General features: G+C 46.5%; 17 protein-coding genes. 4 read left to right on the top strand and 13 right to left on the bottom strand.

The window, feature by feature from the left end; all coding sequences use genetic code 11:
• Positions 1-110: 110 nt before the first annotated feature.
• The 7 genes from PLH26_RS07910 to PLH26_RS07880 all read right to left on the bottom strand — a co-directional run bounded on the left by PLH26_RS07910 (position 111) and on the right by PLH26_RS07880 (position 7,806).
• Positions 111-920: a sulfite exporter TauE/SafE family protein gene (locus PLH26_RS07910; RefSeq protein WP_324585468.1), complete on the bottom strand. Its 810-nt coding sequence runs from the start codon at positions 918-920 to the stop codon at positions 111-113.
• 132 nt (positions 921-1,052) lie between these two features.
• Positions 1,053-2,411: an alkaline phosphatase family protein gene (locus tag PLH26_RS07905; protein ID WP_324585467.1), complete on the bottom strand. Its 1,359-nt coding sequence runs from the start codon at positions 2,409-2,411 to the stop codon at positions 1,053-1,055.
• 178 nt (positions 2,412-2,589) lie between these two features.
• Entirely contained in the window at positions 2,590-3,795 is a 1,206-nt protein-coding gene (gene eboE / locus PLH26_RS07900; protein ID WP_324585466.1) for a metabolite traffic protein EboE, read from the bottom strand.
• An 8-nt stretch (positions 3,796-3,803) separates the two neighbouring features.
• Positions 3,804-4,946 (bottom strand): 3-dehydroquinate synthase, encoded by a 1,143-nt coding sequence (locus tag PLH26_RS07895; RefSeq protein ID WP_324585465.1) that lies wholly within the window; start codon positions 4,944-4,946, stop codon positions 3,804-3,806.
• 83 nt (positions 4,947-5,029) lie between these two features.
• Entirely contained in the window at positions 5,030-5,932 is a 903-nt protein-coding gene (eboC, locus tag PLH26_RS07890; RefSeq protein ID WP_324585464.1) for a UbiA-like protein EboC, read from the bottom strand.
• Positions 5,933-5,939: 7 nt separating this feature from the next.
• Positions 5,940-6,926, bottom strand: a complete 987-nt coding sequence (locus tag PLH26_RS07885; RefSeq protein WP_324585463.1) for a TatD family hydrolase — start codon at positions 6,924-6,926, stop codon at positions 5,940-5,942.
• Positions 6,910-7,806, bottom strand: coding sequence for an EboA domain-containing protein (locus tag PLH26_RS07880; RefSeq protein WP_324585462.1), 897 nt, complete (start codon positions 7,804-7,806; stop codon positions 6,910-6,912). The genes PLH26_RS07885 and PLH26_RS07880 overlap by 17 nt, the downstream gene beginning before the upstream one ends.
• 121 nt (positions 7,807-7,927) lie before the next feature.
• Here PLH26_RS07880 and PLH26_RS07875 point away from each other — a divergent pair, with 121 nt between their 5' ends.
• Both PLH26_RS07875 and PLH26_RS07870 read left to right on the top strand, forming a co-directional pair.
• A complete protein-coding gene (locus PLH26_RS07875) occupies positions 7,928-8,296 on the top strand; it encodes a transmembrane 220 family protein (RefSeq protein ID WP_324585461.1) in 369 nt (122 codons plus the stop codon).
• Positions 8,297-8,349: 53 nt separating this feature from the next.
• Complete coding sequence (locus PLH26_RS07870) at positions 8,350-8,640, top strand: Dabb family protein (protein ID WP_324585460.1); 291 nt, start codon at positions 8,350-8,352, stop codon at positions 8,638-8,640.
• A 27-nt stretch (positions 8,641-8,667) separates the two neighbouring features.
• Here PLH26_RS07870 and PLH26_RS07865 read toward each other — a convergent pair whose 3' ends face one another.
• The 5 genes from PLH26_RS07865 to PLH26_RS07845 all read right to left on the bottom strand — a co-directional run bounded on the left by PLH26_RS07865 (position 8,668) and on the right by PLH26_RS07845 (position 12,230).
• Positions 8,668-9,138 (bottom strand): methyltransferase family protein, encoded by a 471-nt coding sequence (locus PLH26_RS07865; protein ID WP_324585459.1) that lies wholly within the window; start codon positions 9,136-9,138, stop codon positions 8,668-8,670.
• 51 nt (positions 9,139-9,189) lie between these two features.
• Positions 9,190-10,017, bottom strand: a complete 828-nt coding sequence (locus PLH26_RS07860) for a helix-turn-helix domain-containing protein (protein ID WP_324585458.1) — start codon at positions 10,015-10,017, stop codon at positions 9,190-9,192.
• Between the two features lie 110 nt (positions 10,018-10,127).
• Positions 10,128-10,334 carry a hypothetical protein gene (locus PLH26_RS07855; RefSeq protein ID WP_324585457.1) on the bottom strand — a complete coding sequence of 69 codons (207 nt, stop codon included), beginning with the start codon at positions 10,332-10,334 and terminating at the stop codon, positions 10,128-10,130.
• 11 nt (positions 10,335-10,345) lie between these two features.
• Positions 10,346-11,443, bottom strand: coding sequence for a DNA topoisomerase IB (locus tag PLH26_RS07850; RefSeq protein WP_324585456.1), 1,098 nt, complete (start codon positions 11,441-11,443; stop codon positions 10,346-10,348).
• Positions 11,433-12,230 (bottom strand): MgtC/SapB family protein, encoded by a 798-nt coding sequence (locus tag PLH26_RS07845; RefSeq protein WP_324585455.1) that lies wholly within the window; start codon positions 12,228-12,230, stop codon positions 11,433-11,435. The genes PLH26_RS07850 and PLH26_RS07845 overlap by 11 nt, the downstream gene beginning before the upstream one ends.
• Positions 12,231-12,730: 500 nt before the next feature.
• Between PLH26_RS07845 and PLH26_RS07840 the strand changes: the two genes are divergently transcribed.
• A complete protein-coding gene (locus tag PLH26_RS07840; protein WP_324585454.1) occupies positions 12,731-21,466 on the top strand; it encodes a glycoside hydrolase family 94 protein in 8,736 nt (2,911 codons plus the stop codon).
• A gap of 141 nt (positions 21,467-21,607) precedes the next feature.
• The gene (acnA, locus tag PLH26_RS07835; protein ID WP_324585453.1) at positions 21,608-24,331 is read left to right on the top strand and encodes an aconitate hydratase AcnA; all 2,724 of its coding nucleotides are present in this window, start codon (positions 21,608-21,610) and stop codon (positions 24,329-24,331) included.
• 356 nt (positions 24,332-24,687) lie between these two features.
• On the opposite strand, the gene PLH26_RS07830 is transcribed toward acnA, so the two are convergent.
• Positions 24,688-25,058 (bottom strand): YncE family protein (locus tag PLH26_RS07830; RefSeq protein WP_502876370.1); only part of this gene is annotated, 371 nt, incomplete at its 5' end.

The raw sequence follows: 25,058 nt of genomic DNA, 5'->3' as shown, positions 1-25,058 counted from the left end.
CATCTGAACGCAAAGCCCCGGGGAACAAATAATAAGAACCAAATCACAAGAACCAAATAAATTTCAAATCTGAAGAGCCTCCCCTGAAACCTGTAACCTAACCTGCCCCCTCAACCCCACAATACCATCAATTCCTGCACTATAATATAAATGCCCATCACCAGCACAAACCATCCAAAGCCCTTTTTTAATTTGTTTGAGGAAATCTTTTTTGCTAATTGTGTACCAACGAGGATGCCCGCAGCAGCAACAGCGCTGACGCTCACTAAAAACAGCCAGTCAATATCATAATGACCCAGGTCGCCCGCAAAGCCTACAAGCGAATTGATCGCTATAATAAACAAGGATGTGCCCACCGCTTCTTTCATAGGCAGCTTTAAAAGTATTACCAAAGCAGGTATAATAAGAAAGCCTCCCCCGGCGCCCAAAAAGCCTGTGACGCACCCGATGGCCAGGCCAAACAATGCCAGCTGAATATAATCTTTTACACTTCGAACAGGAGAGGATCGGGTTGAAGGATTGATGGTCTTTTTAAGCATTGACAGGGAGGCCGCCAGCATTAATACGGCGAACAACAGCATGGTAAGCATAGATTTGGTAATGGCAAGTTTACCGGCCATCCAAAGCTGTTCCGGGATATGTGGTACAATATATCTCCTTACCAAAAATACCGTTGCAGGCGATACAATTCCAAGGGGCAATGCCAGGTTAAAGCTGGCCTGTCCTTTTCTGAAATTACTGACCGCACCCAACAAACTGGTCGTACCTACAATAAAAAGTGAATAAGAAACAGCTATAACCGGCGGCAAATAGAATATATAAACCAGCAAGGGAACAGTTAGTATAGAACCGCCCCCGCCAATGAGCCCGAGTGATATACCGATTAAAACCGCCGCTATATATCCAATGATTTCCATCATTGAATTTATTGTAAAATATGGTGTGCAAAAAATAAATACCCGGACCGTTTTTACATGAGGTGAACGCAGCGCTCCGAACAGACAAGTACCAGGGCGGGTGGATCCGGTTCCCTTCTACCTTCTACCCCACACCTACCCCTCCCCCGCAAGCTGCTTCCAGATCACATCATACACATCTGTTGCGGCCAGCGCTGTTTTTTCAACAGGCTGGTCGGTGATGAGCACCGGGTGAAAAGCCGGACTTGCTAAAACACTGCCATGTGATCCCCTTACCAGGGCAGCTTCCAAAGGAATTACATCCATTACATACCTGAAGCCTGCTTTTTTGCGCAGCAGCTTATACCCTGCACGGGCTTTGGAAGTCATAAACAATTCTACGGGGTCATAGCCCGGTTTTTTATGAATGTCTACCACCCTTGCATAATCGGGCGCCACAGCGTCATTGATCCAGAAATAATAAGTGAACCAGCTTTTTTCATCTGCCATCAATACAATATCACCCGACCGTTCATGATCAATATGATATGCTTCCTGTGCTTCGCGATCCAGCACAAGCGCCACACCCGGTATGCCGGCAACCGTTTCTTTTACCTGAGCCATTACCGAAGGATCATTTATATAAATGTGGGCTACCTGGTGATCTGCCACTGCAAAGGCCCTGGACGCACCTGCATCCAAAAGCTCCAGTCCGCGCTCCACCCTTATTCCCAGCAACCCTTTTTCACGTAATGCCCGGTTGATGTGAATGGGGTTATCAACAGGGTTTATGCCATATTCGGATAAGAGCACAATCCTTGTATTCTTAGCCGTGTAATATTCCACCAATTGTTCAACCACTTTATCAATCTCACCCAAATGCATGCTTATTTTTGAAAGATCGGGACCATATTTCTGCAGGCAATAATCCAGGTGAGGCAGGTAAACCAGCGTTAAGGTGGGGTTATATTTTTTATCGGTAAAAACAGTGGCGTCGGCTATCCATTGTGTGGATTTGATACTGGCACCCGGTCCCCAGAAGCTAAACAATGGAAATTGCCCCAGCTCGTTTTGCAATTCATCCCTCAACGCTGCAGGATGAGAATAACAATCCGGCATCTTCCGACCGTCGGCTAAATAATTGGGGCGCGGCGTTACCGCATAGTCCGCGCCGGAATACATGTTATACCACCAGAACATTTTAGAAGTGGTAAACGATGGGTCTGCCTTTTTTGCTCTTTCCCATATTTTTTCGGACTGAACCAATTTATTGGACTGCTTCCAGAATTTTATTTCACAATCGGTACGGTCGTACCAGCCATTGCCCACAATACCATGTTCATTCGGCCACTTACCTGTGATATAAGTAGATTGCACCGATGTGGTTACGGCTGGCAACATGGGCGCAATGGTTTGCAAATGTCTGTTACTGACATAGCGCTTTAAAAAGGGCGTATGCTCTCCTATCAGGTTAGAAGACAATCCTATAATATCTATTACAATGGTTTTATTCATAATGAAACAGGTGTCAGGTATGAGGTATCAGGTATGAGGTATCAGGAATCAGCTTTGAGCCATCAGCCATGGGCTGTCAGTTAATACTACTAACAATGGGTCCGGTATTTCTTTCACATCTCACTTCTCTCCTCTCACTGCTCACTACTCACTACTCACTACTCACTATTCACATCCCTCACCCCGGCAATCCCATCACCCACTGCATTTCTCTTATAATAGATTGGGTAAGCGGCAATCTTTTATCATCGGGCAACACTTCCCAGGTATAGGTTTCTATTTCAAGGTGGCCGGTGAACGGCTGCCGCCGGTGAATAGACAATACCTGCTCAATATCTTTTTGTGTACACTGCAGCACACCATATCCTTCCACAAACAAGGGCACATGAAAATGAGCCCGCCATTCTGTTACTTCTGTATTATAAGCATCAGGCAGGGCATCAGGCATATCGGCATATCTTTTCAGCCGGCCATTTTGCTGCAGCGCCACTACCTGGTGCAGGTAAGTAGGTTCATTGAACCTGCCGAAGGCTTCAATTACAGGCGCTCTCTTTTCAGGCTCAGCGGGCAACTTCGCTTTCAGCGCAGCGCTGATCTGTATTTTACCCGTTTTAATGCCAAGTTCCTGCATCTGTTTGATCATGGCCGCATGATCTTCATAACAGATAGCAAAATGGCATACATCATAGCAGAGCTGTATATGCTCTTTTATGTGAAAAGCGGCAATATCATCGCTGCATCCAAAAAGCTTGGCTGTATAAGGTATGCCCAATGGCAGCAAATATTGAGTATACCACTCTGTAAATTCTTTCCCTTCTCCCAACAGCCCATCGGGCTCCGGTTCAATATCTATATGTATTGACTTCCCGGTAGACTGCTTTATCTGTATCAACTGGTCGAGCACCGCCAACAGGTGAAGGGTTGATTTTTCAAAAACACCGGGCAATTGTTCGGTGCTGTGCCAGAACCTGTACGATAAAGGAGATGTGGAAATCCCTCCGTCCATACCATCGGGCAACAGCACCGATAATATCTGCGCCAGCCTTATTGTATATGCTTCCCGTTCAGCGGTAGTCCAGTCGGGCGCATGCACTTTGTCTTTCACTGCCGTACGGTGAAATCCGCCGTAAGGGAATCCGTTCATCGTAAAAACATAGCAGTCATTATCGTTCAGCCACCGCTGAAAAATGCCGAGATTCTTTTCTTCCAGCAACTCAATGCTCGCCGCGTTGGAAAGCCGGAGCCCGATACCAAAAGGCTTACCGGGCGACACCTGCTTTTTAACGGCAGGAATATGCTCCTTTAATTGCGTAAAGTGATCATCCCAGCTTTCACCGGCATGTATATTGGTGCAATAGGTAAGATGTCCGTGTGCTGTTTGCATATTCTTTTTTAATAATTTTTCAGCCACTGGCTGGCCTGCTGTAATATAATGGTATCCAGTTCATGTACTTCTTCTCCTTTTCCAATGGACGTTAGCAGCATAATCGTCAGTTGCCCGCCCAGGTGCTCCCGGAATTCATTCAATCCTTTCAATACCGGGCTTTCATCATTTTGTACATCAAGCAAAGGGTGAGTAACCGAAAATCCGAGTGATTTCAATACTTCAACAATGGCTCTGGCATCCTGTTCCTGCAATCTTCCCGACAAAAAGGAATAGACGCTGTCGAGCGCGATGCCCATTGCAACCGCTTCTCCATGACGGATACTGAAATCCGAAAGCTGCTCCACTTTGTGGGCGCTCCAGTGCCCGAAATCCAGCGGGCGCGACGACCCCATCTCAAAAGGATCACCCCCGGCTATATGCTGCAGGTGCAGTTCGGCACATCTTCTTATGAGGTATTGCATGGCTTCCATGTTCCTGTTCGCCAAAAGCGGGGCATTCGCTTTTAACCATTCAAAGAAAGCCCTGTCTTTGATAAGCGCTACCTTCACTGCTTCCGACATACCCGAACGCCACTCGGCATCACTCAAGGTAGTTAAAAAAAAGTGATCATTGAATACGGCAACAGGTGGAACAAATGTTCCCAGGAAATTTTTTTTGCCGAGGTAATTGATGCCGTTCTTAACGCCAACACCAGAGTCGTTTTGTGAAAGTACGGTAGTAGGTATGCGTATATGCCGGATGCCGCGGTGCGATACGGCTGCGGCATACCCAACAAGGTCGAGCACAGCGCCGCCGCCTATTGCCACAATATAAGAATGCCTGTCTATGCCATGTGCATCAACGGCCTGTACAACGCTATAAAAATATGCTTCCGTATTTTTAGATCGCTCGCCACCCGGGATCACCATGATGTCTTTTATCAATACAAAATCATGTTCGCTGGCGAAATAATTCCTGATCTCCTCCTTCAACCGGGGGTGATGAGTGGCTACAGCTTCATCTATTACAAAAAAAACTTTCTTGGGAATATCCGTTTGGGCTGCCTTCAGAAAATTGCGGAAAAGAAAATTATCGGGTGCAAATAAATGATTGGTAAAAAAAACTTTATACTCAAATCGTACGCTGAATGTTTGCTCTATATGATCCATCACGTTGTTGCTAAAATAGTACGGAAACAGGATATTGCGCCATTTTAAAAGCGTAAAAATAAGTTATTAACAAATCATTGCCATCAGGTAACAGCAAATAGTTTCGCCAGGAGTACCGACACCGGCAAAAGCAATACAATAAGCAGTGCAAAATAAATTGCGCCGAATGCGGCTGCCCAGCCTGCATTCATCACGATCAATGCAATTACACCAGCCTTTACAGCTTTTCCAATAAGTGGTCCGGCCGGGTTACGAATGGCTTTTTGTAAAGGCGGAAATATCATGGCACCGAGCAAGATCACAAAAGCGAGTGCATATACAATATGATAATTGATGACGGCTACTGTTAAAATGCCGGCGATCACCATTGCATATAATAATACCGCGCCATACAAGATGCTTTTCTTTCCTCCATGTACTTCTCCCCTGCTGATCATGGTAACAGCAGCTATATATATCACAGGCATTATGGTTATATAACCATATTGCGGGAGCGCAGCAGGAAGAATGCTCATTCCCAGCAACAAATTCAGTCCGCGGCAAATGCCCATATTAAGCGGACCTAAAAAACCGTTGTGTTTCATCCATTTGTCGTATACTACCGCACAAACCGCAATAGCAACCGAGATCATTGCTGAGAATGAAAGCCAGCCGGTTACATGTACGCTGGCGGCAGCCGCAATGCCCGCCAGGAGCAGGATGATCCCAAATAAAGCAGCACCATTTTTTGTGATCAGCCCACTGGGAACAGGACGTTCGGGGCGTTCCGTCCGGTCAAGCTCTGCATCGAACACATCGTTTAAAACCACCCCTCCTCCATACAGCCCAATGGTAGAAAATATCAGCAGTCCGATAGGTTGCCATTGATACACACTTCCATCTTTAACAACGTATCCTGCAATGGCAACGCCTGCCAGGATATCGGCAACAGCGGTAACAATATTCGCCGGCCGCATTAAGCGCAAAAACCCGATCACCTTCTCCATGCTGTATTTATCGTATAATGATGGAGCTTTTGTCTGTCCGGGGTTTCTGCCCTCCCCTGAGGATGGTATTCCCCCCAAACTTCAGGCTTTGGTCAATATTTTTTACCGCGGCAAAATCCGGTTCATCAATCTGGCCGCTTTGTGCAAAAGCGGTGATCGCGTTCCGGTAAGTGACCAGCCGGATAGCTTCATCGCTGATGCCCATATCTTTCATAAGCGCCGCAGTTTTGGGAACTGCCAGCGGGTCGCTGATGCCCCAGTCGGCCGCCGAATTGATCATTATGCGGTCTGTTCCATACTGCTTCACCACATCCACCATCCTTTCATTACCCATTTTTGTAAAGGGGTAAATGGTAAAAGCAGCCCAGAATCCCCTGTCTAACACTTCTTTTACGGTTTCTTCGTTGTTATGATCAACGATCACCATCGCCGGGTCAAGCCCCTGTTCGAGGGCTATGTCCATGCTGCGGGTAGTGCCTCTTTTTTTATCGCGGTGAGGGGTATGTATCTGCACCGGCAGCCCGGCTTCCTTAGCCAGGTTGAGTTGCAGGCGATAGTACTTTTCTTCTGCAGGGGTTTGGTCATCAAAACCGATTTCTCCCACACCCACCACGCCTTCTTTATAAACGAACAAAGGCAGTATTTCCATCACCTGCTCTGCCAGCGCTTCATTGTTGGCCTCGCGTGAATTTAACCCGATCGTGCAATAATGTTTGATACCGAACTGGGAAGAGCGGAAACGTTCCCAGCCAATGAGGCTGCTGTAATAATCCCGGAATGTATCTATACCGGTACGGGGCTGTCCCAGCCAGAATGCAGGTTCAATAATGGCAACTATACCTGCATCTGCCATGGCTTCATAATCATCGGTCGTACGCGACGTCATATGGATATGCGGATCAAAAAACTGCATCCCTTTTATGCGTTCAAGATAAGACTTGTCCGGCGTTCCGGGCTGGAGGTCCTTTTCTGTAATGTTATTGCTGCAACACATGATTTTTTATTTTTTCTGCCAGCACATTCCAGTTCAATTCACCCGATGTTATGGCAGATTTAATACCAGGCAATTTATTTAATAGTTCCTGAGCCGGAGGATAATCACTTTCACTGCAGGCCAATGCAGCGGCTTCCCTGTCGGATATGTTTTCCGATTGAGCCAGTCTTTCCATATCAGGAAAAATATCTTTGTCAATAAATTTTCCCGTGCAACGCCAGATCTGTGGATTAACCGTGCGGTGTGCGGCCCATCTTTCATGGGCATAATCGGATAAGGTTTTAGCCAACGCTGCATTGGCGCGGGTATCCAGTCCAATGATCTGCTCAACCGGCTTTTCCGTAAAAAAAGCTTTTAACACCAACTGGTTCCATGCCTGCTCATTCAAATAAGCCGCCGGGTAAGGATTGTTGCACATGATCGCTTCCAGAACGTTGCCAATATTGCTGCGGATGCCTTCGGCGCATCGCTTGCTCCACATTTGGGGGTATGCCAAAAAAGGCAAAGCCGAATACAGCGCTACCAGTTCATTTACTTCGGCCGTTAAAAATAAATTTTCAATGGTTTGAAAATATTGCGCTTTATCCGCACTGTCTGCATTGGCAAGCAGCCATACCCTGCACAGCCTGTCAACAGACCAGGACGAAACGGACAAGCCTGCTCCCTCTTTCCGGAGTGATTCTTCCTGATCGGGAGTTACATGAATGAGCGGTTTTCCTGTTCTGCGGGGAACCGAAACAAAGGCAACATTAAACTGATGCGGATTATGGGTTGGGGCTGCCTTATCATTTAACCAGGTCCACATTTCGGGGTTTACATTTTGCCTGACAACTGCTGAAAGTAATATCTTTAACGCTTCAGACTGATAATGAGACATCATATTATCTTTAACCTGCTGCTTTAATAATTAATAATATGTAAAATTAAGTAAGTATTAATGAATTTAATTTACGTGTAAATTTACAAATAAGATCGTCTTTAATCTCACATCCTGTTTTATTATGCTTTTATCTGTATTGAATATCATTTTCTTCGTTGCATTTGTATGGTTCGCCTGGTTAAATATGAACGACAAAGATGCATGGCTTTGGGTAAGTATTTATATGATATCCGCCGTTTTGTGCGGTTTGGCAGCTTTTAAATATTATTATCCGCTTATTTATATGCCGGTGATGGGCTTTTATCTGGTATACGCCGTTGTTCTTTTCTTTAAAAAAGACGGCGTATGGGACTGGCTGACCAAATACAAAAGGCAAAACATAGCAGCTACCATGCAGGCTACCAGGCCATATATTGAAAATACGAGGGAATGCTTTGGGCTCCTCATCATTAGCGGAGCGCTACTGATTAATTTATTAGTGAGTTATTAAATACATTAAGATCTAAGCCTTCAAAAAGGCTTAATTAAATTAAAACCCGGCGCATGATCCGTCATACTGTAGCATTCACATTAAAATATCCAAAGGGATCTCCGGAAGAAAAAGAATTTTTAGATGCCACCCTGCATTTGAAAAAGATACCCGGCGTGGAGCAATTTGAACGGCTGCGGCAAACCAGCAAAAAGAACAGGTTCAATTTCGGCCTGTCTATGGCATTTTCCGATCAAAAAGCCTATAACATGTACAATAGCCATCCCATACATACCGAATTTATCCAAAGGTATTGGATTCCCGGCGTGGAAGATTTCCTGGAAACGGATTACGAGCTGTATTAGCTATACAGGTCATCTGTTGCACCCTCATCATATCCACCGTCGCACTTTCTTTTTGTACTGCAGGTATTCGTTACCGAAAGCCCTTTGAAGGTAGCGCTCTTCTTTGCGGATGATATAAAACTGAACGGTTACAACAAGCAGGGGTATCACAATAAATGTCCACCAGCTGCCCTTAAAAATACCAATACGGCAATACAGCAGCAACAATCCCAGATACATGGGGTTGCGGGTAATGGCATATATGCCTGTGGTTTGCAGTGAACTGGCCGGCTTAATGGTAACCACGGTATTTTTTGAGGCAATGAATTTCCAGAGTGCAGGCACTACAATCACCATTCCTGCAATAAGCAAGATCCAGCCAGCCGTTGCGGCAGTGGCCGTTTGCAAAAAGAGGTTGTTGAGGGGTATGATCTTTTGCAATGCAACAGACAAAAAGAAGAATGCCACGTAAATTAACGGCGGTGGTATGTATACGCCGGGATGATCTTTTTTTTGCATTGCCAAAATTAAACGGACGCTGTATTAAACCTTAGTAAAAAAACGACATTTTTAACCGGTCGGAAATGCGCTGTGCCCGCTGGTGGGCTGCAGGTAAAACCGCCCGGGAGGAAATTCCGCAAATGCTTTAAATTCTTTCAACAGGTGAGAAGAATCGGTATACCCGCATTCGAGGGCAATTTGCGACCAGTTTTTACCGGGGTATGCATTTTTAATTTTCATTGCATATTCAAACCGTACGATCCGGATGAACAATTTGGGAGCGATCCCCACTCTTGTAATAAAACTGCGTTCAAACTGGCGGAGGCTCAGGCGGGCCAGGTGTGCCCATGTTTTTAATGAATGCGCTTTCATCGGGTCGAGCATCTCAACAGCCACCTGGTCTACCGGTTCCTGAGGGCGGCAGGATGCATCAAACTTCTTTTCCAGAAATGATATAACTATTTCCACCATGGCATCATAGGACGAGACTGATGTTAGCTGCTCCAACAGGTTATTCAATTCGCTACCCCATATTGTTGCAGCATCTATACCGTTATTAACGGTTTGCTGCATAGGAATACCCAATAAGCGCCACGTGCCGGTTGGATAAAAAGCCACTTTTACCATAAGGTGGTCTTTACCAAATAATAATCCCACGGGCTTGTATTTTGGACCGGTAACCACTACGCGGGGCACCGGTATTTCAACCTGTGCTGCAGGTACGATCTTTACAGGGTCATGAAGGTAGAAATAGAGATTTTGCTCAGTATTGGCCAGGCAGGTAATAAAAGGTTCGGGAAGCTTTGCCGCTTCGCTCCATTGTGCATGATATACCTGCAATTCGCGAACTATCCCCTTAAGCACGGGAGAAGGCTGGTATGCTTTGTAAAAAGACAATTTCCGGGTTTTATGATCTTATTTTTATATTGCTGCGAGCTATCCTAAAAGTGAGAACTGCCCTACCGAAAGAAATGTTTCTCTTCTCACATCTCACGTTTGACATAGCGCTACTTGGTTTCAAATGCATTTGCCGATCCATCAGATTCCTGTTCATCAATATGACCGCTGTTGCCGTTATCCGTTTCATGTTCGGCATCATCGGGTGCATTGATCCGCTTCGCCATCTCACCCATAAAATCTTTATCCTCTTCCTGCGCCGGTGTGATGGACTGCTTTTTTTTAGAAAGATATTGTTGAAGTCGCTTGCTACTCATGAAGCATCATTTTAATGGGTTTCCAATATTTTCATCACTATTTTTTCTTCTGCGGTCAGTCCGGCTTTATTGTCATTTTTATTTATTTTGTCTAATTGCCGGATGTATTTATCCAGGCTGTTGGTTTCATATAAAGATATGATGATGGGGTGCACATAATATTTCTTACACACCGTTCTTGTATTTCCCAATAGCGCCGAAACCTGGTCCAATGCCTCTACGATCTTTTTTTTGGCATTGGCTTCTGTTTCCGCCATACCTGTTTCTTTAAGAGCTAAAAAAGCCTGTACAGTGCCGGACCAGGTGCGAAAATCTTTGGCGGTAAAATCACTACCGCTGATCTGCCTAATATAATCATTTACCATTCCCGAATCAATGGAGCGTCTTTCATTTCCTTCATAATATTGAAAAAGTTCCTTACCCGGAATATCCCTGCATTGCTTTACGACAGCGGCCAGCTTTTTATTTTTGATCGTAATATTGTGCTCAATGCCTTTCTTGCCCTTAAAACAAAAGGTAATCTTTTTTTGTTCAATAGCAACATGCTTATCCTTCAAAGTGGTTAATCCAAACGAGCCGTACAGTTTCTCATAGAAATTACTGCCTATCCGTATATTCGTTCGTTCCATTAAGCTTACCACAGTTGCCAGCACTTTTTGCGGCGGTAACCCCGGCAATGCAATGTCTTTTTCCAATTGCAGTCTGATGGCAGGCAAAGCCTCGCCAAATGCGTGCAGGCGATGAAATTTCGTTTGGTTTCGCAGCGTGTTCCATAAAGGGTGATAGCGGTATTGCTTTCTTTTCCGGGCATCAAGCCCCGTTGCCTGCAGGTGCCCGTTCTCCAGCGAACAGATCCATACATTTTCCCAGGCCGGCGGTATAACCAGGCTTTTGATCCGCAGGATCTGTTTTTTGTCTTTTACCCTTGCCTTGCCCCGTACATAATAAAACCCACTTCCGTTTTTCACCCTTAAAATACCCGGCTGTGCGTCTGTAACATACACGAGGTTAACCGCTTCCGCAGCTTTTACGGGGTCGTTAGCAATAGCTTCTATTTTTCTTTCAGGGAGCTTTATGATCTCTTCTTCATTCAGGAAATTATTTTTCATTTTCTGCTGCTTTCATTTTGTTTCCATCGCCCCAGGAAATTTCTCTTACCGCGGCATTTGATTGCAGATCCCTGATTATCCCGGCAAATTCTTTTTCCTCCATTTTATTGAAAGTGATGTGAACGGAGTTTTCATTTTTCGCTTTATTCAGTGAACTGCGTACGCCCGCTACATGTTCATTAAAAAGCAGTCCGCCCATCATTTCAGCTGTATCTGAAGCATAGGTGGTGGTGAAATGAAGATTTCGCTGCTCGAAACGACCCGTTATTTTTTTCTCTATGGGTTGCAAAGCCCAGAGTATGAGCAGGGCTATCGCGGTTGTTATACCTGCGGCAAAATACATGCCTCCGCCGGTTGCCAGCCCAATGGCAGCTACGGTCCATAGTCCTGCAGCAGTAGTTAATCCTTTAATCTGTGTTTGTTTCAGCAACACTATTGTTCCGGCGCCAATAAAGCCGATGCCGCTTATAACCTGTGCGGCAACCCGGGACGGATCAAGCGATACGCTCTCGTTCGTTAATACGTCATCAAAGCCGAAAGCCGATACCATCATAATAAGAGAAGAGCCCACACAAACCATCATATGCGTTCGCATTCCTGCTGACGACCATTTTTTTCTTTCCCTTTCTAAACCCACGATCGCACCAAACATTGCAGCAGCAAGCAAACGTATTGATATTTCAGTCCATGAAATCATTGCATGAAGATGTATAATATTGTATAAAACCGTGCCGGGCTTCCGGTACAAACCGGTTGCTGCAGGTGAATCGCTACCATCCGGCATCATAAGGCCCGATGCTTATTGCAAATTTAAAGCATAAAACTGCTGCCCATGCCTGTGCATTTCAATTTGTTGCACTGCCTGGTTTCACGGGATTGATCCAGGAATAATACCTGCCACCGGGTCACCAAAGCACGAAAAAAATTAAAGTATGAAATACTGTCCAAAAACGCTTTATTCGTTCGCCTTTAAAATGATATGAGGAAAAAATTCCACAACCTGCTTAAAAGATTAAATATGGCCGGCAATACAATTTTGATAGGAAAACAGGAAATGCTGGGCAATGGCAATTGATTTTTTTTATCAGGTTTTTTATCTTATTATCCGGTACAGCGTCCTGCCCTGCAAAGAATAAATCTTTTTATTACCTTTTGCACGATTGCGCTGTTTACATTAATGCTGCAACAAATTTCCCGGGGCTCATCAAATGAAGGTGGAGGCATGATTATTGGCTCATAAAGACAAACCCTGCGGATGTTTGGCCATAGCAAAACTTATCATTGAAAATGAAATTTCAACATAAAGAGAGGCAAAACAAAGACGTATTTTCCGAACTGTTTCCCCAGACCATTTCGGTGCTGAAGAAAACGATCATCACCCCGCTGCTTTCCGACAATCTTTTCCAAAAATATGCAAACGAAAAGCCGCCCCTGCGTTCCGAGCTTTTCACCCTGCAGCAAATGGAACATCACGCCAGATCTTTGGCGGCAAAGCACATATTAATCAAAGCCCAGCCTTCCGAAAAGATGCTAAAACGATTGGGGGAGAATGAACGCCTCCTGATGGAAATTCACGACCTGCTTACCAAAACAGTTAAGTCGAATATCCGTATTGCCCCCGCCGGCGAATGGCTGCTTGATAATTTTTATCTTATTGAAGACCAGGTAAACACGGGTAAAAAGCATTTACCCAGGGGATACAGTAAAGGTTTACCCCAACTCGCCAACGGCGCCTCTGAGGGCTTACCGAGAGTATATGATATTGTTGTAGAGCTGATCTCGCACAGCGACGGCAGGGTTGATTTCGAAAGCTTATCGGGCTTTATCAGCGCCTACCAGTCGGCAACCACGCTTCAACTTGGAGAATTATGGGCCATCCCTATTATGCTTCGTCTCGCTTTAATTGAGAATTTACGTCGTTTATCAACCGAAATAGCATTAGACATCCTGCATAAAAACCTGGCCGATTACTGGGCCGACCAGATGCTGGAGATGCTGGATAAGGATCCTAAAAACCTTGTAGTGGTAATAGCCGATATGGCCCGGTCAAAACCGCCGGTTGAAGGCGCTTTTGTGGCGGAGCTGACCAGGCGATTCCAGGGCAGGGGCGCAGCACTGAGTTTACCGCTTAGCTGGATCGAACAATTCGTATCAGACACATCCCTGTCCGGCGCTGAACTGGTACACATCGAAAATCAAAAACAGGCCGCCCGTCAGGTTTCTGTAAGCAACAGCATCAGCAGTCTCCGGTTCTTAAACAGCACCAACTGGCGAAAATTTGTAGAACAGGAAAGCATTGTTGAGCGGATACTGAACGAAGACCCGGATGGTACCTATGGAAAAATGGATTTCTATACAAGAGACCATTACCGCCATGTGGTGGAAAGGATATCCAAATACAGCAACCTGTCGGAGAAGGAAATAGCCCAAATTGCTATAGACCAGGCCAAATCGGGCACGGAAAACGGCAGGAAAAAGCACGTGGGCTATTATCTTGCAGACTGCGGAGTAAATACAGTAGAAAAGATTGCAAGAGTAAATTTGCCTTTTGGTAAAAGATTACGAAAGCACCTTGCGGCATTCCCTTTGTTTTATTACCTGCTGGGTATCATCCTGCTTACCGCTTTGTTTTGTTGGGCGATCACCTGCAATATTACCCGCAACACCGGCATATGGCAATACGGCTTGCTGATGCTGGTTTGCAGCATTGCCGCAAGTCAGCCGGCAATAATTCTATTGAACTGGCTAACTACCCTGCTTACACGTCCTGATCCGCTGCCGAGGATGGATTTTTCATCGGGGATACCACCGGAGCACAGTACACTAGTTGTTGTACCTACGATGCTTATAAATACGGATGCAGTTGATGAGCTGGTGGAAGCGCTGGAAGTGCGCTATGTGGCCAACCGGGGTGAGCACCTGCATTTTGCACTGCTAACCGACTTTAAGGATGCCGGAACACAAACCCTCCCCGGAGATGAGTCGTTGCTCGCCCACGCTAAAAACAAGATCATCGAACTCAATGAACGATACGGCAAAAACACACCCGATATTTTTATGCTGTTCCATCGTCCACGCATATGGAATGAAAAAGAAGGAGTGTGGATGGGGCATGAACGCAAAAGAGGAAAGCTTGAAGATCTGAATGCCCTGCTGAGGGGTAAAGGCGAAGAAAAATTTTCATCCATTGTAGCCAACAAAGAATTATTCCGGGGTATAAAATATGTTATCACGCTCGACACAGATACCAGGCTGCCCAGGGAAGCTGCCTGGAAGATGACAGCTACCTTAGCACACCCGCTCAATAAAGCAGTATACAGTGAGCATAAAAAAAGGGTAACAGAAGGTTATACGATTTTACAGCCCAGGGTTTCCAACAGTCTTCCCGGACCGAGAGGGTCTTTATACGCCCGGATACACGGCAATGAACCCGGTATTGATCCATATACCCGGATGATCTCCGACGTGTACCAGGATCTGTTTGGAGAAGGCTCCTTCATCGGCAAAGGCATTTATGACGTGGATACTTTTGTGCGATCTCTTAAGGGCAGGTTCCCCGAGAACCGGATACTCAGCCACGACCTGGTTGAAGGATGTTATGCACGTTCGGGCTTTTTGAGCGATGTACAGTTGTACGAAGATTACCCACCCAGCTACTATGCCGACATGCAGCGCCGCCACCGGTGGATACGTGGCGACTGGCAGATATTAAGATGGTTGTTCCCCCTTGTGCCGGCGCCCAACAAAAATTACAGGAGAAACCCGTTAAGTGTTTTATCGCGCTGGAAAATTTTTGACAATATCCGGCGCAGCCTGGTGCCTGCCTGCCTGATGCTGCTGTTGTTGTACGGGTGGCTGTTTACTTCCGGAAGCTTCTGGACCCTTGTCGTGGCAGGCATCATCGTTGTTCCTTCCATAATAAAACTGATATGGGAAACTTTCAACAAACCAAAGGATACCGGCTTTTATCCTCATCTTTTATTTACGGTACGCACTGCGGGAGAAAACTTCTTCCGCCATCTTCTTGATCTGGTATTTTTGCCTTATGAAACTTTTATAAATACCCATGCCATTTTACGCACCGCCTGGCGCATATTTATCTCAAAACGAAAATTACTGCAATGGACCCCTTATGGCAGCGCTATGCGTTCCGCTCCCGTAACGCTTGCAGCCAACTATGCCACCATGTGGATCGCACCGGCTTTTGCAACAGCAGCTATGTTGTTTTTGCTGTATAAAAATTCCCCTTCTGTTGCGGTTGATTTGGGTATATTGATACTGTGGATACTTTCGCCAGGCATTGCATGGTTTGTGAGTATGCCCCGTAAGCCCCGAAAAGCTGCATTAAACGAGGAGCAGATCCTTTTCCTTCAAAAGCTTTCGCGAAGAATATGGGCTTTCTTTGAAAAATTCGTGAACTATGAAGACAACTGGCTTCCCCCCGACAATTACCAAAAAAAGCCCGGGCCTAAAATTGCGCACCGCACGTCGCCCACCAATATCGGGTTATCACTGCTGGCCAATCTTACCGCCTTTGATTTTGGCTATTTATCGGCCGGCAGATTAATAGACCGCACCACCCGCACACTCAATACGGTACAGTCCCTGGAAAAATACCGGGGGCATCTGTATAACTGGTACGACACAATAACGCTCTCCTGTTTGCAACCAAGATACGTTTCAAGCGTGGACAGCGGCAATTTTACGGGACACCTGATCACTTTAAAGCAGGGTTTACTGGATTTAAAAGAAGAGAAAGTATGCTCTGCCAAAGCCTTTGACGGGCTTCGCGACACCGTGGCCATATTGCTCGAAAAAAGCGGGGAGGACAATGCTTTGCCGGAACTGAAAAAAGAGATCGACGCAGCACGAATGAATCCGCCGGTATCGCTGCCACAACTGATGCTATTGTTCGAAGACCTGAAAAACAGGTACAATGCGATTGCTGCGCAGTATAAGAACAACAATGAGGAAAGCGACAATGAGCGCCGGGAATGGATGGCCCTGCTGGGCGTACAGCTTAGTGACCTTTCGGGCGATATAGCCACGCTGGCACCCTGGCTTCTGATGCATCCCCCCTCGCCCTCATTTCAAAACATCATTGATGAAATAGATCATATCCCAACGCTAACACAATTGTGCTGTATACACACAGAAGTACTGCCAAAAGTGAAATCGCATTACAGGCAATCGAACACAACGCAGGAAAATGACTGGCTGGACATGCTGGTATCCCGTATCATTCAATCTGCCAAACGCGCCAAAGAAAGAATACTTGACCTGGACAGCCTGGCCAGGCAATGCGATGAACTTGCAGATGTGGAGTATGACTTCTTATACGACAAAACGCAGCACCTGCTTGCTATAGGCTATAATGTTGAAGAGCACCGGCGCGATAACAGCTATTACGATCTACTTGCTTCAGAGGCAAGACTCGGGAACTTTGTTGCCATAGCTCAGGGAAAATTACCGCAGGAAAGCTGGTTTGCGCTGGGGCGCCAACTCACGAGCTTTGGTTCGGCGCCGGCTCTGCTTTCATGGAGCGGCTCCATGTTTGAATACCTCATGCCTTTACTGGTGATGCCATCGTATGACAACACGTTGCTGGATCAGACACATAAAGCCGTAGTGCAAAAACAAATTGACTATGGCAATAAAAGAGATGTACCCTGGGGCATTTCAGAGTCGGGGTATAATATGATAGACGCCAACATGAATTACCAGTACAAGGCTTTTGGTGTGCCCGGAACAGGTTTCAAACGCGGACTGGGAGAAGAACTGGTGATATCGCCCTACTCTTCCGTTATGGCTTTAATGGTGATGCCTGAAGAAGCCTGCCATAACCTCCAGCTTATGGCAAAAAAAGGATTTGCCGGCACTTATGGCTTTTACGAAGCGATAGATTACACGCCCTCCCGTTTGCCAAGAGGTCAGGAACATGTTATCATTCATTCCTTTATGGTGCACCACCAGGGTATGGCTTTATTGTCGCTTTCGCATTTGCTGCTTAACCAGCCCATGCAAAAACGCTTCACAGCAGATGTGCAGTTCCAGGCAACACTGTTGTTATTACAGGAACGCATACCCCGTGTAACGGCGCTAAGCGCTCCCAATATCCACATTGCAGACGCCGCAAGCGAGGTGAGTAAGGAAGATGATGCCTTTATGCGCATCATCAGCACCCCTCAAACAGCTACACCCGAAGTACAACTGCTTTCCAACGGCAGGTACCATGTTATGGTTTCCAACGCCGGAGGAGGCTACAGCAGGTGGAAAAATATTGCCGTAACCCGCTGGCGTGAAGACAGCACCTGCGACAACTGGGGCAATTTCTGTTTTATAAGAGACCTGGAAAACAATGAATACTGGTCATCCGGCTACCAGCCTGCATTACAGGGTGGCGATCATTATGAAGCAGTATTTTCGCAGGGACGCGCCGAGTTCCGCCGTCGCGATTTTGCTATTGAAGCGCATACCGAAATAGTGGTGTCGCCCGAAGATGACGTGGAGCTGAGAAGGTTACATCTTACCAACCGGTCGCGTAAAAAAAGAACAATTGAGGTAACCAGCTATGCCGAAGTAGTGCTGGCGCCGGTAGGATCGGATGCCGCACATCCCGCTTTCAGCAACCTGTTTGTACAAACTGCTTTGCTGGAGCAAAGTCATGCTATTGTATGTACACGCCGGCCGCGTTCGCAGCATGAGCAGCCGCCGTCTATGTTCCATTTAATGAAGGCATACCATGCAACTATACAAAGTATAGCTTATGAAACAGACAGAACAAAATTTACCGGGCGGGGCAACACCATTCACCAGCCATTGGCGATGCAGCAGGCTGCATCGCTTTCTTCTACCCAGGGTTCTGTACTGGATCCTATTGTTTCAATACAATACAGGATCGAAATTGATCCGCAGCAAACCGCTGTAATTGATATGATAACCGGCATTGCGGAAACAGAAGAAGGTTGTAATGACATGATCGGGAAATACCAGGATAAATTTTTGGTTGACCGCGGCTTCGAATTATCGTGGACGCACAGCCAGATCATACTGCGGCAGATCAATGCCACGGAAGCGGATGCACAATTATATGCAAAGCTGGCGGGTGCGATCATTTATACCGATCCTGCAATGCGGGGCGCCCCCGACCTTATATCCCGCAACAACCGTGGGCAATCCAGCCTGTGGAGCCATTCCATTTCGGGCGATCTGCCCATTGTTCTGGTGAAGATTGAGGACGTGAACAATATTGAACTGGTAAAACAAATGATCCAGGCACATGCCTACTGGCGCTTAAAAGGAATGACTGTTGACCTGGTGATCTGGAATGAAGATCACGGCAGTTACAGGCACACGCTTCAAAACCAGATCATGTCGCTGGTGGTTCCGCTGGTGGGAGCCCAGATCAATGAGGATCCCGGCGGCGTTTTTATACGCTCTGCAGATCAGCTTTCCAATGAAGACCACATTCTTTTTCAAACGGTGGCACGCGTGGTGCTGTCCGACAGGTTTGGTTCACTTGAAGAACAGATCAACAGGAATGTGAAAATAAAAAATGTAATCCCTTATTTTACACCTGTTAAGTTTTATCCTTCAACGCCCACTGCTGTTGCGCCTCCCGAAAACCTGCAGTTCTTTAACGGCACAGGTGGCTTTTCGGAAAACGGAAGAGAATATATTATTATAACAGAACCGGGGAAAGTTACTCCTGCTCCATGGTGCAATGTAATTGCCAATGCGGGATTCGGCACCATCATATCCGAAAGCGGCCAGGCATATACCTGGCTGGAAAATGCACATGAGTTCAGACTTACCCCCTGGAATAACAACCCGGTAAATGATCTTGAAGGAGAATGTTATTACCTGCGCGATGAAGAAAGCGGAAGATTCTGGTCGCCTGCCCCATTGCCTGCAAGGAGCAAAACAGCCTATATTACCAGGCACGGGTTCGGTTACAGCAGCTTTGAGCACAGTGAAGATGGTATCTATTCGGAGATGACCGTATTTGCTGACCTTGACACCGGTGTGAAGTTTACAATGCTCAAAATCCACAACCGTTCGGGCAGGCAAAGAAAACTATCTGTTACCGGGTATGTGGAATGGGTACTCGGTGAGTTTCGCCCGAAAACGCAAATGCATGTGGTAACCTCCGTTGACAGCGATACGGGAACCATCTTTGCGCGAAACGATTACAATACGGAATTTGCCAACCGCGTGGCCTTTTTCGATGCCGATGGCATGCTGGATTCCTTTACCTGCGACAGAAAAGAGTTTCTTGGCCGTAACGGGTCTTCACGTAACCCGGCTGCCATGAACAAAGTGAAGCTTTCAGGAAAATCGGGCGCTGCGCTCGATCCGTGCGCAGCCATACAAACCACCCTGGACCTGGCCAACGAAGAATCGCATGAAATTATCTTTAAGCTGGGAGCAGCAAAAACGCATGGAGATGCACTGCACATTATTGAACAATTTAAAACCCATGCCAGTATTTACCAGGCTTTGGATAAAGTAACCCGTTTCTGGCAACACACCTTAGAAACCATCCGGGTGTATACGCCCGATACGGCATTGAACATTCTTGCCAACGGATGGCTGAACTATCAAACGATCGCCTCCAGGATATGGGGCAGAAGCGGTTATTATCAATCGGGCGGGGCATTTGGTTTCAGAGATCAGTTGCAGGACATTTTATCGCTGATGTATGCCCAACCCGATATAGCACGCCGGCAAATATTGTTGAATGCTTCCCGGCAGTTCAGGGAAGGAGATGTACAGCATTGGTGGCACCCGCCTTCGGGAAGAGGTGTTCGTACCACCTGCTCCGATGATTTTTTGTGGTTGCCCTATGTAACGGCAAAATACACAGTGCATACGGGTGATACGGGAATACTGGATGAACCTGTAGAATTTCTTGAAGGCCGGCTGCTGAACGAAGGAGAAGAATCCTATTACGACCTGCCCTCCCGTTCCGGTCAATCAGCCAGTTTGTATTTACATTGCATAAAGGCGATAGAAAGAGCGCTCCATTTCGGAGAACACGGATTGCCTTTAATAGGATCGGGCGACTGGAATGATGGTATGGACAAAGTAGGGGAAAAAGGAAAGGGAGAAAGCGTGTGGCTTGCCTTTTTCCTGTATGATATACTGATACGGTTCGCTGCAATTGCCGCAAACCGGGGAGATGCAGCTTTTGAGCAAAAATGCAATGAACAGGCCGAAATCCTGAGGAAAAATATTGAAGCCAATGCATGGGACGGACAGTGGTACCGCCGTGCTTACTTTGATGACGGTACGCCGCTGGGTTCTTCCCAAAATGAAGAAGCCAGTATTGATTCCATTGCCCAAAGCTGGAGTGTTTTGTCTAAAGCCGGAGACCCGCAAAGAACACACAAGGCCATGCAATCGGCAGTTCAACACCTGGTTAAAAAAGACGCAGGGCTGATCCAGTTGCTGAACCCGCCCTTCGACAAATCGGACCTTAATCCCGGCTATATCAAGGGTTACGTTCCGGGAGTACGCGAGAACGGAGGGCAATATACACATGCAGCGATATGGCTGGTAATGGCCCTGATGGCTTTGAAACAAAAGGAAGAAGGATGGGAATTGCTACAAATGATAAACCCCGTTAACAGGGGCAGTAACGCCGAAACCATTGCAAAATACAAAGTGGAGCCTTATGTAATAGCTGCCGATGTGTATTTCCAGTCTCTCCATCTTGGCCGCGGAGGGTGGACATGGTACACCGGCTCTGCAGGATGGATGTATCAATTGATCCTCGGATCATTTTTGGGTGTACAGCAAAAAGGAGAACAACTGCATTTTGATCCCAGCACACCGGCGGCATGGCCTTCATTCAATATCCGGTACCGGTATATGGATACCTTATACAATATTGAGATCAGAACATCCGGCGCAGGCGAAAATAAAATAACGGTCCGCGTAGACGGTAAGGTTTCGGAAAACGCTTTTCTCCAATTGCAGAATGATGGCGGTGAACATACAGTGGAAGTTGCGATAGCGTAAAGGGGATATGAGTTGCAAGCTGCAGGTTACAGGGGTTTGTGCATGGGGTGTTCCTGGAACCTGCAACCTGTAACCCAAGTAATCCCATATCTCAGAAAAATTGCTTACATTAAGGGCTCCGCAATACTTTAATTTTTTACTATGAACAATAAAATCGCTTCGCTTACAAAACTTCAGCAGGAAGGGAAAAATATTCACCGCCTTCCTTTTTCTATCCGGATATTACTGGAAAACATACTTCGCAACCACGACGGCTTTGCCATTACCGATGAGCACCTGCATACCTTAACCGATTGGAATGCAGCCGGATCGGATAAAGATATTCCGTTTAAACCGGCGCGCGTGCTGATGCAGGACTTTACCGGCGTTCCCGCCGTTGTAGATATCGCTTCTCTTCGCGCTGAAATGATCCGCAAAGGTGGAGACGGCTCCAGGATCAACCCGGCGATACCGGTAGACCTGGTAATTGATCATTCTGTACAGGTAGATTTTTTTGGTACGGATTATTCTTATAAAAGCAATGTGGCCCTGGAGTATGAACGCAATGCAGAACGGTATACGCTTTTAAAATGGGCGCAAAAAGGATTGAACAACTTTACTGTTGTGCCCCCGGGCATGGGCATTTGCCATCAGGTAAACTTAGAATACCTGGCCAGGGGCGTTATCGAAAGAGACGGGTGGGCATTCCCCGACACGCTTGTAGGAACCGACTCGCATACACCTATGGTAAACGGGATCGGGGTTTTGGCCTGGGGCGTTGGCGGCATTGAAGCCGAAGCCGCCATGCTGGGGCAGCCCATTTATTTTTCATGCCCGCAGGTTGTGGGACTGAAATTAACAGGTAAGATCCCGCAGGGATGCACCGCAACCGATATGGTGCTTTCCATAACCAAACTGCTTCGCGATTATGGCGTGGTAGGAAAATTTGTTGAAGTATTTGGAGACGGGCTCGATCATTTAACCGTTACCGACAGGGCTACCATATCCAATATGTCGCCGGAGTTTGGCTGCACGGTCACTTATTTTCCAATAGATGATCAAACGCTGGATTACATGAAACGTACTGCCCGCAGCCAGCAGCAAATTGATCTTGTAAAAAAATATTGTCAGGATAATATGCTCTGGCGCACAGGAAATGAATCTATAGAATATTCCCATGTGCTGGAATTGAACCTCAACACCCTGCAGCCTACGGTTGCGGGGCCCAAGCGCCCGCAGGATAAAATACTGTTAGAAGAATTAGATGATAAATTCACAGAGGTGCTTAAGACTGAATTTTTGAGAGATTATGTTCCGTTTCACAGCCGCCAGGAACATGCATGGCTTGCAGAAGGCGGCTCGGGTACCGAATTTTCATATTCGCCACGTCATGAGCATACCGGCATTACTGTAGAAAAAGAAAACAACCTGCGATCGGTAAGAATAAAAATAAAGAACAAGGAATATGTACTGAGCGACGGAAGCATTGTTATTGCAGCCATTACCAGTTGTACCAATACGTCTAACCCTGCGGTTATGGTGGGGGCAGGACTGGTAGCCAGGAAAGCAATTGAAAAGGGATTGCGTTCAAAGTCGTGGGTAAAAACAAGCCTGGCGCCCGGTTCTAAAGTGGTAACCAGTTACCTGCAACGTTCGGGGCTGGCCGAAGATCTGGAAGCCCTGCGGTTTCATACCGTTGGATATGGCTGCACTTCGTGCATAGGTAACAGCGGCCCGCTCCCGCCACATATTGCAGAGGCCATCGACAAAAGTGAAATGATCGTAGCCTCCGTATTATCAGGCAACCGCAATTTTGAAGCGCGGGTGCATCCGCAGGTGAAGATGAACTTCCTGATGTCGCCGATGCTGGTAGTGGCTTTTTCACTGGTAGGACGTGTAGATGTTGACCTGCTGCATGACCCGCTGGATTACGATCCCAACGGCGAACCGGTATACCTGAAAGACATCTGGCCTACCCAGGAAGAGATCAATGAAACGATAAAAGCCTGTATGCGTGTGGAAGATTTTGAAAAAGTATACAGCGTTATTTTTGAAGGGGAGGAAGACTGGAAAAACCTGGTAGCACCCGAAGGCACAAAATATGTTTGGGATAGCAAATCTACTTATATCCAGGAAGCACCCTTCTTTCAAAACCTCAGTACTGTTCCCGAACAGCTGACCGATATCAAAGATGCACGTGTGCTGTTGTTTTTGGGAGATTCGGTTACCACGGATCATATTTCCCCTGCAGGCGCTTTTGGCGAACAAACCGCGGCAGGACAATACCTGCTCAGCAAAGGTGTGGCAAGAAAAGATTTTAATTCCTATGGATCACGTCGTGGCAATCATGAGGTGATGATGCGCGGCACCTTTGCCAATGTGCGCATTAAAAATAAGATCACCGATAAGGTGGGAGGATTTTCGACTTACCTGCCCACCAATGAAACGCTCACGGTTTTTGACACAGCTATGAAATACGCGGCAGACCGGACACCGCTGATCGTTTTGGCTGGAAAGGAATATGGTAGCGGCTCATCGAGAGACTGGGCAGCAAAAGGGCCCAGCCTGCTGGGGGTTAAAGTAGTGATCGCCGAAAGCTTTGAACGCATTCACCGGAGCAACCTGGTAGGAATGGGTATTTTGCCTTTGGAATTTCCAGAAGGAGAAACAGCGGAAACACTGGGCTTAACGGGAAAAGAAAAATTTGATATCACCGGGATATCGGAAAACCTTTACCCGTTCAAAAAAATAAAAGTCACTGCAAAGAAAGACTCTGGTGAAGTAATAGCGTTTGAAGGAAAAGCAAGACTGGATTCCGCCATTGATGTGGCATATTTTGAGAACGGCGGCATCCTGCAATATGTGCTGAGGGGGTTTTTGAAATAGCGTATTGAACCACGGGGACACAGTGGCACAGGGATACACAGAGAAGCTTATAATTTATGGTTTGCTGTTCTTTAACTCCAAACTGTAATCCTTGCGGCATGGTGATGCCTCAAGTATAAGCTGAGACAAGATATTTATTATCCGGCCCTTCCAGGGTCGTAATACTTAATACTGTTATCCGAGGGTTATAAACATTTGGACAAATGCTCAGCACTCCGCCGCCGCTGGAAGCTGCCAATGACATATTATGTCATTCCCAAAGTAATTAAAGGTGCCGGTTTCTTACTTAATAACAAATAAATGAGAAATCCGAAGCGGAATCTTAAATCTTAAATCATAAATTTCAAATCATAAATTTATTTTGCCCATCCCATACCATCGGGTGCATTGCCGGTTTTAATATCGCCTGTAAATTCCAGTGTGCCCAGGTCAAGCACACTTACCATGCCTGCTCCGCTGCGTGCAATAAAGGCCTTTTTGCCATTCGGGATGATCAATATGCCTACCGGCGCACCCTCCGCTTTAACCCGTTTGATCACTTTGCGTGAAGCGGCATCTATGATGATCAGTTCTCCTGTGCCATTATCAGATATCAGTACCCTTTTGCCATCAGGCGTAAACTTAACACGGATAGGCACTTTTCCAACCGCAAAACTATGTTTTATGGTATTGGACGCCACATCTATGATATCAATGGTGCCATCACCGGTATTGCCCACCCATACTT

Origin of the sequence: Agriterribacter sp., from assembly GCF_035444585.1 — a bacterium.
In the GTDB taxonomy this organism is placed as follows: domain Bacteria; phylum Bacteroidota; class Bacteroidia; order Chitinophagales; family Chitinophagaceae; genus Agriterribacter.
The sequence above is the reverse complement of the archived record's forward strand: the minus strand, read 5'-3'. Positions and strand labels throughout refer to the sequence as shown.

Coding starts and splice junctions, on each gene's coding strand:
- PLH26_RS07880 (WP_324585462.1), bottom strand. CDS start 7,806: ATGATGTCTCATTATCAGTCTGAAGCGTTAAAGATATTACTTTCAGCA.
- PLH26_RS07875 (WP_324585461.1), top strand. CDS start 7,928: ATGCTTTTATCTGTATTGAATATCATTTTCTTCGTTGCATTTGTATGG.
- acnA (WP_324585453.1), top strand. CDS start 21,608: ATGAACAATAAAATCGCTTCGCTTACAAAACTTCAGCAGGAAGGGAAA.
- PLH26_RS07840 (WP_324585454.1), top strand. CDS start 12,731: ATGAAATTTCAACATAAAGAGAGGCAAAACAAAGACGTATTTTCCGAA.
- PLH26_RS07905 (WP_324585467.1), bottom strand. CDS start 2,411: ATGAATAAAACCATTGTAATAGATATTATAGGATTGTCTTCTAACCTG.
- PLH26_RS07855 (WP_324585457.1), bottom strand. CDS start 10,334: ATGAGTAGCAAGCGACTTCAACAATATCTTTCTAAAAAAAAGCAGTCC.
- PLH26_RS07850 (WP_324585456.1), bottom strand. CDS start 11,443: ATGAAAAATAATTTCCTGAATGAAGAAGAGATCATAAAGCTCCCTGAA.
- PLH26_RS07910 (WP_324585468.1), bottom strand. CDS start 920: ATGATGGAAATCATTGGATATATAGCGGCGGTTTTAATCGGTATATCA.
- PLH26_RS07865 (WP_324585459.1), bottom strand. CDS start 9,138: ATGCAAAAAAAAGATCATCCCGGCGTATACATACCACCGCCGTTAATT.
- PLH26_RS07895 (WP_324585465.1), bottom strand. CDS start 4,946: ATGGATCATATAGAGCAAACATTCAGCGTACGATTTGAGTATAAAGTT.
- PLH26_RS07870 (WP_324585460.1), top strand. CDS start 8,350: ATGATCCGTCATACTGTAGCATTCACATTAAAATATCCAAAGGGATCT.
- eboC (WP_324585464.1), bottom strand. CDS start 5,932: ATGGAGAAGGTGATCGGGTTTTTGCGCTTAATGCGGCCGGCGAATATT.
- PLH26_RS07845 (WP_324585455.1), bottom strand. CDS start 12,230: ATGATGCCGGATGGTAGCGATTCACCTGCAGCAACCGGTTTGTACCGG.
- eboE (WP_324585466.1), bottom strand. CDS start 3,795: ATGCAAACAGCACACGGACATCTTACCTATTGCACCAATATACATGCC.
- PLH26_RS07885 (WP_324585463.1), bottom strand. CDS start 6,926: ATGTGTTGCAGCAATAACATTACAGAAAAGGACCTCCAGCCCGGAACG.